The organism is Bradyrhizobium murdochi (genome assembly GCF_000472965.1).
In the GTDB taxonomy this organism is placed as follows: domain Bacteria; phylum Pseudomonadota; class Alphaproteobacteria; order Rhizobiales; family Xanthobacteraceae; genus Bradyrhizobium; species Bradyrhizobium murdochi.
The window spans coordinates 1,220,130-1,232,753 of record NZ_AXAU01000001.1; the positions used below are offsets into that span (position 1 = coordinate 1,220,130).

Sequence of the window (12,624 nt, forward strand, 5' to 3'; positions counted from 1 at the left end):
ATTTTTGCTGACCTCTATCTAACCGCTCGAAAGGAGCGGGACAGCTTATGATCGCGATTATCCTCATTGGTCTTGCGGCCGGCTGCGCGTCGGCGCTGATGTTCGCCTCGATCATTTCGGGCGCGCTGATCTCGCTCGTGCTGTTCTACCTAGCGCCGCTGCCGCTGATGGTGGCGGCCATGAGTTGGGGCCCGCTCGCCGCGACGATCGGCGGCATCGTGGCAGCAGCCGGCCTCGGTGTGATCTTCGGCATTCCCTACTGCATCGCCTTCGCCATCACCGTTGCGCTGCCGGCATGGTGGCTTGGCCATCTCGCGCTGTTGGGACGGCCACTGCCCGATGCAGTTCCCGGCGATGGCACGGCGTCGACGGCGCCTCAACTCGAATGGTATCCCGTCGGTCGTATCCTGCTCTGGATTGCGGGCTTTGCCGCACTGACGACGATCGCGGCCATGCTTACGCTTGGCACCGACGCCGAGGCTATCAAGGACGCGCTGCGCCGTGGCTTGCTGCGAATTTTGGGCACACGCGATGCGACATCGTCGGGCGATGTCGAGCGCTGGGCCACCGCCTTTGCCGCCATCGCTCCATCAGCCGCAACCATCATCGCGATGATGACGCTGACGCTCAATCTCTGGCTCGCTGGCAAGATCACGGCGACTTCGGGTCGGCTGCACCGGCCCTGGCCCGACTTGAAGAGCGCCGAACTGCCGCCGATGACGCTGGTGGCGCTGTCGGTCGCGCTGGCCTTCTGCTTCATCGGCGGGCTCATTGCCATGTTCGCGCAGATTACGACCACGGCGCTGATGATGGCCTACGGACTCACCGGCTTTGCCGTGCTGCACACGCTGACGCTGGCGCTGAAGAGCCGCGTGTTCTGGCTCTGCTGTACCTACGCTGTCGTGGTCACCTTCGGCTGGCCGGTGCTGGCAATGATCGCGCTGGGCCTGGCGGACGCAATTTTCGGCCTGCGCCGACGCTATCTAAGCGGCAAGCCGCCGCCTTTGCCTGCAGCCTGAAATCTCAACCAAAACCTCAACTGGATATCGAACTCAAAGGAGAACGAAAATGGAAGTCATCTTGCTGGAACGCGTCGTCAAGCTCGGTCAGATGGGCGAAGTCGTCCGCGTCAAGGACGGATTTGCCCGCAACTTTCTGCTCAAGCGCGGCAAGGCGTTGCGCGCCACCGCCGACAATCGCGCCAAGTTCGACGGCATGAAGGCCGAACTCGAGGCCAACAACCTCAAGGCCAAGGGCGAAGCGACCAAGGTCGCGGAGAAGATCAGCGGTCGCAACGTGATCGTGCTGCGCCAGGCGTCGGAATCAGGCCAGTTGTTCGGATCGGTCAGCATTCGCGACATCATCGCCTCCTTCGAGGCCGACGGCGTCACCATCAACCGCAGCCAGGTCCTGCTCGACGCGCCGATCAAGACCATCGGCAAGCATGAGATCAACATCGCCGTGCATCCGGAAGTCGAAGTCAGCGTCAGCGTCACCGTCGCGCGCAGCGCCGATGAAGCCGAGCGCATCAACCGCGGTGAAGACATCTCGACCCGTCAGGAAGACCAGGACGCCGCCGCCGAGGCAATCGCCGCCGCCGGCGAGTTCTTCGATCCGGAAGCCCAGCACGAGGAGGTCGCGCCGGCGCCGGCTGCGACCGAGAAGTAAGGCGCTTCGCTCCAAACGTTTTGACGACCTTCAAGCCCGGCCCCTTCAGGCCGGGCTTGGGATTCTGGCAGCCGCCTTCTCGTCCAGCATCGCGATCGAGGCCAGCGCGGTTGCGGTATGCTTCTCGACGCCATCGGTTACGCAAAACACGTCGGCCGCAACCACGGCGACCTGGCGTCCGGGCTTGATCACGCGCGCCCGGCAGATCAATCGCTCACCGATCGCCGGCGACAGCAGATTCAATTTGTATTCCGCCGTCAGCGCCGGTTGCCCGCGCGATGTCGCGGCCGCGATCGTGGTGGCGTTGTCGACCAGGAAGGCGGTGACGCCGCCGTGAAACAGGCCGTGCTGCTGCAACAGCTCGGGCCGGCGGTCGACCGCAAGCGTGCAGGTGCCACGCGTCAGCTCGGATAATTCCGCGCCCATATGAATCATAAAGCCCTGGCGGCCGACATTGTCGCGGATACGCGTCGCGATCGGCGCGAAGTCGGGATCGTCATTCGCACTCATACGGCTTCTCCCGCTTTATCGGCTACATCGGGCGCGACCACCGCGCGGATGGCACAGGCGATCAGGATTTCGGCCTGTTCTCGCGGATCGGCGCGGTCACGGCCCGACAGCCATGCGCGGCAAAAAATCTGCGCCGGTCCGATGATCTGGCTGAAGAAAACCGACGAAGTCATCGGCAGCAATTCGCCGCGCGCAACCAGCGGCGCGCGCCATCGTTCGACGGCTTCCGCAAGCCGTGAATTTTGCGCGCGCTGCGCGCCGCGGATCCCCTCGGTCCATTCACTGCGGGAAATCTCGAAGAGATAGCGCGCCTCGCGCCGGGAATTGACGACCCAGTCCAGATGCGCGCGAATCAGCCGCGCCACGCCTTCCCGCGCGCCGCAGGATTCATCGACCGCCGCTACGACGGCGGCGTGATAACGGGCGAGGATTTCCAGGAACAGCGTGCCGGCCAATTCCTTCTTCGACCCGAAGAAATGGAAGAAGCTGCCGTTGGACGCTCGCGCGCGAGTTCTGATGGCGGCCACCGTGGCGCCGTCGAAACCGTCGCGATCGAACACCGCCAACCCCGCCGCCAGCAGATCGTCCCGTGCCGTAGCCACCTGCGCCGCCTTTCGGCTCATTAGATCGTTACTCTAGAGTGATACTCTAGAAACGGTCAAGCGCGTTGCCGGCCCGTATTTTGGAAATCTGCATCCTATCGCGAGATGGGTGGCGCGGGGGGACCGACGGGCTCGGCCGGCGGCGTTGCAGGCGCCGCAGTAGCTGTCACCGGCGGAGACGTCGCGGGTGCCGACGCCTGGGGGCTCGCGGCCGGCTCAGGGGCAGTCGCGGCGGGAGCTGGCGGCGCAGGCGTCATCGGGTCGGGCCGGGGCGCGGCCGGCTCGCTATCGGCGCTCTCCTTGGGAGCACTGACCTTGGGGGTCTCGGACCCGCCCTCGCTGGCCGGCTTTTCCGACTCGCCGGCCGGCTTCGCGGCCTCCGTGATGGCCGGCTTGTCGGCCTCACCTTTGGCGGAGTCGGTCCTGTCGGTATCAGGCTTGGCAGGATCCGGCCCACCAGAATCGGTCTTGGTGGGATCAGGCTTGGCAGAATCAAGCTGCTCGGCAGTTCCGGGCTTCGCAGTTTCGGATTTGGCGGTATCCCGAGACGCATCTTCCTTCGCGGCGTCGCCGCGGGCGGCCTGGTCCGGTTTCGGCGGTTCTTCGGCAGCGGGCCTGCCACGCCTGCCCTGCTTCTGCCTGACACCCGATTTGCTGTCGGTAGCGGCCTGCCCATCACCTGCGGGCTTAGCAGCGTCGGGCGCCGTGTGCGGCCGTGCAAGCCGCTTCGCGTCGCGGCCCGGGCGCGCGCCCTCGCCTTGCGGCGGCGCTCCGTCGGCATCCGGCCGGGAAGCCTCCTGGGCTGGTGCGGCGGACGGCTGCCGGCGACCGAATCGGTCGGGCTGATCCGACCTTCCATCCTGCTTGGCGTCCTTCTGCCTGGGTTGCTCCTTAGCTTGATGCCGGGGATCTGCAGCCCCATTGGATATCAAGTAGGAAGAAAGCACCGAAGCCATGTTGGAACCGGTGGTATAGTGCTGGCGCAGAAAGCCCGGCAACGACGAAGCCGACGTGTTCTTCAACAGGCCACGGGGGCTCCTGTGGCAGGCGCTGCAGGTGCTCGAAAATATTTGGGAAGGGCTCTTGCCGGCGTCGAGATTCTCTACGGCCCATACCACGTCTGCTGTGAGGCAGCCGATCAGGAGCGTCACCGTCGCTAAACTGAGCGCTCGGCTCAACATTCCCTGCTTCTCCACGTGGAATCTGCCTGCGACGCACAACGTCGCCGACGGAGGCGTCACCTTTTAGCCGATTATGACGCGAATGGAAGCGGGCTTACTACGCATCTGCGTGAGTGTGACATTTAAGAATATCCGCTTTGATGCCAACGCAGTAGCGCTGCGGCATCATCATACTTACGATGTTCCGGTGCACATGGAACTCTCTGTTCCCAGGTGCATTGGTGTAACGGCTGGTCGTTCCATTGGTGCTTCGATGGATCGTTTGTTGCGTTATTTCCTTGGTCAGTTCATTCGCCGCGGCACGATGAATTTCACATCCGCGAGCGGGGCGAGATTTACCTGCGGGGACGGAACCGGTCGTCCGGTATCGGTGCGGTTTCTGAATAAGCGGACGCAACTGCGGATTCTCCTCAATCCCGAGCTGGCGCTTGGCGAAGCCTATATGGATGGCTCGTTCGTGGTCGAGGACGGCTCGATCGCCGACACGCTGGAAATCCTGCTTGGCCAGCCCGAAATGCTGCCACGCTGGGCCAAGCTGCAATGGTGGCTGCGCTACTTCGGCAGGCACGCGAGACAGTTCAATTGGCGGGGCCGGGCGAAAAACAATGTCGCCCACCACTATGATCTGGACGGTCGGCTCTATTCCCTCTTCCTCGACGCCGACCGGCAATATAGCTGCGCGTATTTCGAAGCGCCGGACATGACGCTCGACGACGCCCAGCTAGCCAAAAAGCGTCACCTTGCTGCCAAGCTTCTTGTTAGGCCCGGCGACCGCGTGCTCGACATCGGCTCAGGCTGGGGTGGCCTTGGCCTCTACCTGGCCGAAATGACGGGCGCCCACGTCACCGGAATCACGCTGTCGTCGGAACAATTGCAGGCCTCGAATGCCCGCGCCACCGAGAAGAACCTGACGGGGTCGGCAAGATTCCTGCTGAACGACTACCGCGATATTGCCGGCCCGTTCGACCGGATCGTGTCGGTCGGGATGTTCGAGCATGTCGGCATCGACTTCTATGAAACCTACTTCCGGCGCTGCGCCGAACTTCTCACCGACGACGGCATCATGGTGCTGCACTCGATCGGCCGCTCCACGGGACCCGATGTGACGAACCCATGGATCACGAAATACATTTTCCCGGGCGGCTATATCCCCGCCCTATCAGAGGTCATCCCCGCGATCGAGAAAGCCGGCCTTCTGGTCTGCGACATCGAAATCCTGCGGCTGCATTATGCGGAAACGCTGAAGGCCTGGCGGGAGCGCTTCATGGCGCGGCGCGAAGAGGCGGTGCGCCTCTATGACGAGCGTTTTGCCCGGATGTGGGAATTTTATCTGGCGGCATCGGAAATGTCGTTCCGGAAGCAGAACCTGATGAATTTCCAGATCCAGCTCACCAGGCGGCAAGGAATTGTGCCGATGACGCGCGATTACATCGCCCGGGAGGAAGCAAGGCTGCGCGGGATGGAAATCGGAAAGCAGCCGCGGCTGCAGTTGGCCGGCGAATAAGCCGCAAAGGCGGCGCAGTCAGTTTCTCAGGCTATAGGCCGAGGCGTAAGGCACGCGGGCCAATGCCGGGCGGGAGAGCTGGGCTCGCAACGCGGCAAGCAACTGGGCATCACAGGGCTCGTCACACCGTTCCGGGCGCGAAATCTCTTCCATGGTGTCGATCAGCATCGACAGCCACAAACGCTGAGCGCTTGCCGATCGCCATCCCTGGAGCTGCTGACCCATCGCCTCTTCCTTTTGGTCGGTGCAACTGGCAACTCGAAAATCGCCGGCCCGTTCCCGATTTGGTAACCAATCCATCCTGAGCGAAGAAAATCACATTCGATGTGATCTACTTCACAGAGCCGCTCGGCGGTCCGTCGTACATCTCCGCCCATGAGCAGGCAGACCTACCCAGCCCCGTTCGATTCCGACATCAGGATCGACTACGCCTTGATCGCAATCGGCGTAGCTGCCGCCCTGTTCGCGTTCGTCTATCTGATCCTGGTTTGATCAACGCTTAAGATCAGGGCGCAAAACGCCTTCTGCCTTCGGATATGTCGGCCCAACTCGCGGCAAGGTTCAGACTCTCCTAAGATCTTGCCTGGCTTTTTCACAAAAGCCACTCCGGTACCGCCGGACGGCGGGCTGCTTTTGGTCCAAATCCGTCAAGGGGCCAGCTTCGGATTCACACATGACATTGTGTGAATCGGGCATAAGGCCTACTCGGGCTTTCGGATCGCCTGCACGTGGCGCTTTATCGCTGCCCCGCTTCCAAGCGACCTGACAAAACCAAAAACCTAAAGAACATTGCAAACTATGGCTCTGACTGATTCGAATGTCCTCAAGCTCGCCCCGGACGCGGGAACTCCGGCCTACCGGACCGCGCCGCACAATATCGAGGCGGAGCAGAGTTTGCTGGGCGCCATTCTGGTCAACAATGACGCGTTCTACCGGGTTTCCGACTTCCTGGAACCGAAGCACTTCTTCGAGCCGATCCACCAGACCATTTTCGAGACCGCCGGCAGCCTGATCCGGATGGGCAAGGTCGCAACGCCCGTGACGTTGAAGACCTTCCTGCCGGCCGATACCGATATCGGCGGCATGACGGTTGGCCAGTACCTCGCGCGCCTCGCGGCCGAGGCCACCACGATCATCAACGCGCAGGACTATGGCCGCACGGTCTACGACATGTCGCTGCGCCGCGACCTGATCCGGATCGGCGAGGACATGGTCAACGTCGCCTTCGATGCGCCGGTGGATTTTGCCCCGCGCGCGCAGATCGAGGACGCCGAGCGCCAGCTCTATGAGCTCGCCGAATCCGGCCGTTATGACGGCGGCTTCCAGCGCTTTTCGCAGGCGATGAAAATCGCTCTCGACATGGCTGCCAATGCGTATCAACGCGACGGTAAGCTGTCCGGCATCTCCACTGGCCTGCGTGATCTGGACTCGAAGATGGGTGGCCTGCAGCGATCCGACTTGATCATCTTGGCCGGTCGTCCCGGCATGGGCAAAACCTCGCTTGCAACCAATATTGCTTACAATATTGCAAAAGCATACCAGCCAGAAACCAAGGCTGACGGCACCACGATGGCCGTCAACGGCGGCGTTGTCGGCTTCTACTCTTGCGAAATGTCGGCAGAACAGCTCGCCACCCGCATTCTCGCAGAGCAAACCCGTATCGCCTCAAGCATGATCCGCCGAGGCGGCATCAACCAGGAAGAGTTCGACAAGATTCGCGACTATACGATAGAGCTGGAGCATTTACCGCTGTATGTTGACGAGACCGGAGGCCTTTCAATTTCGCAATTGACGGCGCGCGCCCGGCGGCTGAAGCGCCAGAGGGGCCTCGACGTCATTGTGGTCGACTACATCCAACTGCTTCAAGGCTCGGGCAAGCGCGGCAACGACAACCGCGTCCAGGAAGTCACAGAAATCACCACCAGCCTGAAGGCGCTCGCGAAAGAACTCAATGTTCCCGTGATCGCGCTTTCACAACTTTCACGCCAAGTCGAGAATCGCGACGATAAGCATCCGCAATTGTCGGACCTGCGTGAGTCCGGTTCGATCGAGCAGGACGCAGATGTCGTGCTGTTCGTGTACCGCGAAGAATATTATCTGCAGAACAAGGAACCCAAGCTCGGGACACCCGAGCACGAGAAGTGGAAACTCGACATGGAGCTCGCGCATGGCAAGGCCGAGGTCATCATCGCCAAGCAGCGCCACGGACCAACGGGTACGGTCCCACTGCAATTTGAAGGGCAATACACTCGATTCAGCGATTTCACGGAAGAGGACAGCTTGCCTTACCGCGTGCCGTAATTCTGGCTTTCAGCGCAGTTGAACCGCAGCGTTCCGCCGCGTAGAACTGTGGCATGAACGTGGCCCCTGATCCCAAGTCCATCCCGCAAGGCACCCTGCTCTCGCTCGAGGCGAACAAGGCTGCCGCGCTCGCGACCGCAACCGGCGTGCTGACGGTCGATCTCGACGCCATTATCGCCAACTGGCGCAAGCTCGAGAAGACGGCCGTGCCGGCCGAATGCGCAGCCGTCGTCAAGGCAGACGGCTATGGCTGCGGCGCCGAACAGGTCGCGCGTGCCCTCGCAAGCGCCGGCTGCAAGACGTTCTTCGTCGCCACCCTCGACGAGGCCCGCGTGGTTCGCGCCGCGGCGCCTGCGGCCGCGATCTACGTGCTTGGCGGCTTCTTCCAGAACACCGGCGACGCCTACGCCAAGTTTGACTGCAAGCCCGTCATCGGCGACCTCAACGAACTCGCCGAATGGGACGTGTTCTGTCGCCGTTCCGGCTGGTCCGGCGGCGCCGCCATTCACATAGACACTGGCATGAACCGGCTCGGCCTCACCGTTACCGAGGCGCAGGGCATCATCCCACGCATCAATGCCGGAGATCACGGCATCACGCTGGTGATGAGCCATCTCGCCTCCGCGGAAATGCTCAACAATCCTGCCAACGCCAGGCAGCTCGCGGCCTTCCGCGAGATCGCGAGCCTGTTCGCCGGCGTCCCGGCCTCGCTGGCAAACTCGTCCGGCATCTTCCTGGGCGCCCAGTTCCAGTTCGATCTGGTGCGGCCGGGTTGCGCCCTCTATGGCATCAACCCGACGCCCGAAGCCGACAACCCGATGCTGCCGGTCGTCGAGCTGAAGGCGCGCATCGTGCAGATCCGCAACGTCGAACGCGGCGATACCGTCGGCTATGGCGGCACCTGGACGGCGCGGCGTCCAACCAGAATAGCGGTCGTTTCCGCGGGCTATGCCGACGGCTATTTCCGCGCGGCCAGCGCCAATGACGGCACCCGAGGCGCCGAGGTGATCGTCGCCGGCAAGCGCTGCCCGATCGCAGGACGGATTTCGATGGACCTGATGGCGGTCGACGTCACCGATCTCGACAAGAATGCGGTGCGGCGCGGCCATTGGGTGACGCTGATGGGCGAAGGCATCACGGCCGACGAACTTGCCCATCATTTCGGCACCATCGGCTACGAAGTGCTGACCAGCCTCGGCAAGCGCTACGCCCGGGTTTATAAGGGCGGCAGTGCCACCGCAGATCCCCCTGCTCCGCCTCCAGCGGAGCCGGGTGCTACAACCACGTAAGTCTTCGTTCCGAGTGGTTCCTTCGCGGCGTTTCCTGTCGATGCCATCCGCGGCCTTTTCAAGCGTCAGTTCACAAAACGTCGTTCGGCGGACAGCACCAGGCCGCCGAACGATTTGTCGAAGTCAGACTTGGAGGCCGCAAGTTGCCGAGGACGCCACCATCAAAGCAATGACGGCGAAATCCGACGCTGGAGCGTTGCCCGGTCCTACTGTTTCTTCCGGCTAGCCAACACTTGCTTGCAGGCGTCGCTGAGTTGGTGATGCTGCTTGTTCAGACATGCGACGACACGGCCACCGCCGGGCAGCGTGCCGGCGCAATATCTGTCATAATCCGCCTTGCAGGCGCCGCGCCCATCGGCGGTTTGAGCAACTGCGGCTCCGGAGCATCCGATGGCAAGCACGAGAATGGCAAAGCGTAATTTCGACATGGAATCTCCAAGTGTTCGCCGAAGCACAGTGATGCCAGCCAGCTCTACATGAAGATCGCGACCTTCAACATTAATAATGTCAACCGTCGCCTGCCGAACCTGTTGCGCTGGCTGGGCGCGGCGAAACCCGATGTCGTTGCCTTGCAGGAATTGAAATCGACCGACGCCGAGTTCCCGATTCTGGCAATCGAGAAAGCTGGGTACGGCGCGGTGTGGCGCGGACAAAAAACTTGGAATGGCGTTGCCATCCTGGCGCGGAATGCCGAGCCGGTATTGACCCGGACCGCGCTCCCCGGCGATGGGGGTGTCGAGGCCCGCTATATCGAAGCCGCAATTAACGGCATCCTCGTCACCAGCATCTATCTCCCGAACGGCAATCCGCAGCCTGGACCGAAATTCGATTACAAGCTCGACTGGTTCAAGCGACTGCGGTCCCACACCGGCAAGCTGCTCAAGCAGGACATCCCCGTGGTGCTAGCCGGCGATTACAACGTCGCGCCGACCGAGTTCGATATCTATCCGACAAAGTCCTGGGACAAGGACGCGCTGATCCAGCCGAAGAGCCGCGCCGCGTTCAGGGCGCTGGTGGATCAAGGCTGGACCGATGCGATCCGGACGCTTCATCCGTCTAAACCGATGTTCACGTTCTGGGACTACAAGCGCAACCGCTGGCCACGCGATGCCGGATTGCGGCTCGATCATCTGCTGCTGAGCCCGTTGATAGCGCCGCGCCTGATCAAGGCCGGCGTCGATCGCACGGTTCGCGGCGAGGAAGGCGCCAGCGACCATGCGCCGGTATGGATCGTGTTGAAGTAGCAAGCCCTGCCGGCCGAATTTTCTGCGCGGCAGGATGGCGGCTGTTCAGCCCTTTCGCGTGTGACCCCACGCAGCGTCCCAGTCTTCGCCCGCAGCATCGATGACGCGGCCATCGGCCTCGAAGAACTTGTTCGGCACCTGGAAGATTGCGAGCATCAGCCCACCTTGTGGACACCACGCGACGTGGCGGCTGCCCTCTTCCCGCCAGATGAACTCGCCCGCCTTGCATTCGATGCCCTGCGCCGGACCTTCCTTGTCGACGAGCGAGCCTTCGAGCACGTAGGTCTGCTCAATGTTGACGTGTTCGTGGTCGGGGAGCACCGCGCCGGGCGCGAACCGCATCAGCGCGGTCATCAGGCCGGTCTTGCGATCGAACAGCAGCGTCTTGGCCTCGCAGCCGGGAAAGCGGGTCTTCTGCCATTCCATGCTGTCGGGTCGAACCAGATGGGAATGCGTGTCTGCAGTCTGCGCATTTGCCGGCGTCGCAGCGTCCATGGCGATCCTCCGTTCTGCTTGTTTTGACGCGATCCTAGCAGCTTTGCCTCTCGCCGCCAGCCGGCAGGTGTGCGCTGCGGCGTCCTTGCCCGCACCTGCGGCCAACTGTAGGATCGACCAGCCAGCCAAACGCGCAATGTACGGATGAACAATGGCGGCTCTGCAACAGGCAAGAATCTGCAAGGGGTGCTGGGAGCAGATGCATGTTCCGGTGCCGCTTCGCGGCGTGATCTCCGCGCCATTTCGCGCGTTCGGCATTCGTCCGAGCCGAATGAATCCCAATACCTGCACCATCTGTGAGCTGATGTTCACGAAGGTGATGCGGGCCCGCAAGATCACCATCGACGCAACCATCATGTTTGCCGATCTGCGCGGCTACACCAGCCTGTCGCAGTCGCAATCGCCGGATGCTGTGTCAGGGCTGCTCGATGCATTCTACGATGAATGCGCCAACGCGATCTGGGAGCATGACGGGCTCCTCAACAAGACGATCGGCGACGCCGTCATGGCCGTCTTCAACTTTCCCCTGCACCGGGAGGAGCATGCCAGAAACGCCGTCCTCGCAGCGCGGCAAATTCAGACGAGTTGGCGCGAGCGGCGCGCAACTCTTGTTGAAGCGCATGGCCTCACCGCGGACCAACTGGGGATCGGCATCGGCATCCATTCCGGCGAACTAAGTTTTGGCGAGTTCGGTCACTCGCATCGCGACCTGACGGCGATCGGTACCGTCGTCAACACCGCCTCCCGAGCCCAGTCGGTTGCCGAAGCCGACCAGATACTCGTGACAAGAGCCGTCTTCGAGCGCGTCCAGCCGGATATGAAAGACAGCCAATCAAAGGCATTCCAGCTCAAGGGATTTGACGCCCCGGTCGAGCTTTACCTCGCCTAGCGTGAGTGAGCTGGCGGCTCTGTTGCCATCGCATAGCAGCTTCCCTTCGGCACGATCGGCTCCCTTCCGAGTGATTTTTAGACCTCGTAACCCGAGCCCATCGGCACCATGATATCGGCATCAGGGAATCGCGAAAGACTGCAGCGTGGGCTTCCTCTTTGTCCTCATTGTCGGCCTGCTCGCCGGCACCATCTCAGGCATTGTCGGCACGGGCTCGTCGATCATGCTGATGCCGGTATTGGTCTATCAATATGGGCCGAAAGAAGCGGTGCCGATCATGGCGGTCGCGGCGGTGATGGCGAACCTGTCGCGCATTCTCGCCTGGTGGCGCGAGGTCGACTGGCGCGCCTGCCTTGCCTATTCGGCCACGGGGATTCCGGCCGCTGCGCTTGGCGCGCGGTCCTTGCTCGCCCTGCCCGCGCACGCGGTAGATATCGCGATCGGCCTGTTTCTCATCGCGATGGTGCCGCTACGGCACTGGCTGGCCCGCCATCAGCTTAAAGCGCAGCTCTGGCACCTGGCGGTCGGTGGCGCATTGATCGGCTATCTCACCGGCATCGTGGTTTCGACCGGGCCGCTCAGCGTGCCGCTGTTTCTGTTTTACGGACTTACCAAGGGTGCCTTCCTCGCCACCGAGGCCGCAAGCTCGCTCGGGCTCTATCTGAGCAAGTCGGTCACGTTCGAGCGCTTCGGCGCGCTGACGCCGGATGTGGCGCTGAAGGGCCTGATTGCGGGCTCTTCCCTCATGTTCGGTGCCTTCATCGCCAAAGGCTTCGTGCTGCGTCTTCAGCCCGACGTCTTTCGGCTGTTGATGGACGGCATCATGCTGGCCGCCGGTCTCGCCCTGCTATGGACGGCATTTTCGTAAGCATTCGGCACGGCACCGCCTGAACCATTTCCCATCAGCGGCCGACCAAGTGACGCGTGTCACATCCATTCGG

14 protein-coding genes are annotated in these 12,624 nt (G+C 62.3%); 8 read left to right on the forward strand and 6 right to left on the reverse strand.

Features of this window, described 5'->3' with window-relative positions; genetic code table 11:
* Nucleotides 1–47: 47 nt before the first annotated feature.
* On the forward strand, nt 48–1,019 hold the full coding sequence (locus YUO_RS0106300; RefSeq protein ID WP_028346503.1) for a hypothetical protein: 972 nt from the start codon (nt 48–50) through the stop codon (nt 1,017–1,019).
* Between the two features lie 49 nt (nt 1,020–1,068).
* Nucleotides 1,069–1,668 (forward strand): 50S ribosomal protein L9, encoded by a 600-nt coding sequence (gene rplI, locus YUO_RS0106305; protein WP_028346504.1) that lies wholly within the window; start codon nt 1,069–1,071, stop codon nt 1,666–1,668.
* Between the two features lie 45 nt (nt 1,669–1,713).
* On the opposite strand, the gene YUO_RS0106310 is transcribed toward rplI, so the two are convergent.
* From YUO_RS0106310 to YUO_RS0106320, 3 genes are all read right to left on the reverse strand, one after another.
* Nucleotides 1,714–2,178, reverse strand: coding sequence for a PaaI family thioesterase (locus YUO_RS0106310; RefSeq protein ID WP_028346505.1), 465 nt, complete (start codon nt 2,176–2,178; stop codon nt 1,714–1,716).
* Nucleotides 2,175–2,801 carry a TetR/AcrR family transcriptional regulator gene (locus YUO_RS0106315; RefSeq protein ID WP_156908495.1) on the reverse strand — a complete coding sequence of 209 codons (627 nt, stop codon included), beginning with the start codon at nt 2,799–2,801 and terminating at the stop codon, nt 2,175–2,177. Before YUO_RS0106315 ends, YUO_RS0106310 begins: the two co-directional genes overlap by 4 nt.
* A gap of 74 nt (nt 2,802–2,875) precedes the next feature.
* Complete coding sequence (locus YUO_RS0106320) at nt 2,876–3,961, reverse strand: hypothetical protein (protein ID WP_028346507.1); 1,086 nt, start codon at nt 3,959–3,961, stop codon at nt 2,876–2,878.
* Between the two features lie 253 nt (nt 3,962–4,214).
* Here YUO_RS0106320 and YUO_RS0106325 point away from each other — a divergent pair, with 253 nt between their 5' ends.
* Nucleotides 4,215–5,465, forward strand: a complete 1,251-nt coding sequence (locus tag YUO_RS0106325; protein WP_028346508.1) for a cyclopropane fatty acid synthase — start codon at nt 4,215–4,217, stop codon at nt 5,463–5,465.
* Nucleotides 5,466–5,483: 18 nt separating this feature from the next.
* Here the strand turns inward: YUO_RS0106325 and YUO_RS39925 are convergent, their stop codons facing one another.
* A complete protein-coding gene (locus tag YUO_RS39925) occupies nt 5,484–5,690 on the reverse strand; it encodes a hypothetical protein (RefSeq protein WP_028346509.1) in 207 nt (68 codons plus the stop codon).
* 573 nt (nt 5,691–6,263) lie between these two features.
* On the opposite strand from YUO_RS39925, the gene YUO_RS0106340 reads away from it, so the two are divergent.
* Entirely contained in the window at nt 6,264–7,766 is a 1,503-nt protein-coding gene (locus YUO_RS0106340) for a replicative DNA helicase (RefSeq protein ID WP_028346511.1), read from the forward strand.
* A gap of 53 nt (nt 7,767–7,819) precedes the next feature.
* Entirely contained in the window at nt 7,820–9,055 is a 1,236-nt protein-coding gene (alr, locus tag YUO_RS0106345; RefSeq protein ID WP_156908496.1) for an alanine racemase, read from the forward strand.
* 206 nt (nt 9,056–9,261) lie between these two features.
* On the opposite strand, the gene YUO_RS0106350 is transcribed toward alr, so the two are convergent.
* The gene (locus tag YUO_RS0106350) at nt 9,262–9,483 is read right to left on the reverse strand and encodes a cysteine rich repeat-containing protein (protein WP_028346513.1); all 222 of its coding nucleotides are present in this window, start codon (nt 9,481–9,483) and stop codon (nt 9,262–9,264) included.
* A 48-nt stretch (nt 9,484–9,531) separates the two neighbouring features.
* On the opposite strand from YUO_RS0106350, the gene YUO_RS0106355 reads away from it, so the two are divergent.
* A complete protein-coding gene (locus YUO_RS0106355) occupies nt 9,532–10,299 on the forward strand; it encodes an exodeoxyribonuclease III (RefSeq protein WP_028346514.1) in 768 nt (255 codons plus the stop codon).
* Nucleotides 10,300–10,344: 45 nt separating this feature from the next.
* Here the strand turns inward: YUO_RS0106355 and YUO_RS0106360 are convergent, their stop codons facing one another.
* Nucleotides 10,345–10,794 (reverse strand): cupin domain-containing protein, encoded by a 450-nt coding sequence (locus YUO_RS0106360; RefSeq protein ID WP_028346515.1) that lies wholly within the window; start codon nt 10,792–10,794, stop codon nt 10,345–10,347.
* 160 nt (nt 10,795–10,954) lie between these two features.
* Here YUO_RS0106360 and YUO_RS0106365 point away from each other — a divergent pair, with 160 nt between their 5' ends.
* Together YUO_RS0106365 and YUO_RS0106370 are read left to right on the forward strand one after the other, a co-directional pair.
* Nucleotides 10,955–11,683 carry an adenylate/guanylate cyclase domain-containing protein gene (locus YUO_RS0106365; protein ID WP_028346516.1) on the forward strand — a complete coding sequence of 243 codons (729 nt, stop codon included), beginning with the start codon at nt 10,955–10,957 and terminating at the stop codon, nt 11,681–11,683.
* Nucleotides 11,684–11,828: 145 nt separating this feature from the next.
* Complete coding sequence (locus YUO_RS0106370; RefSeq protein WP_028346517.1) at nt 11,829–12,551, forward strand: sulfite exporter TauE/SafE family protein; 723 nt, start codon at nt 11,829–11,831, stop codon at nt 12,549–12,551.
* Nucleotides 12,552–12,624: the final 73 nt, after the last annotated feature.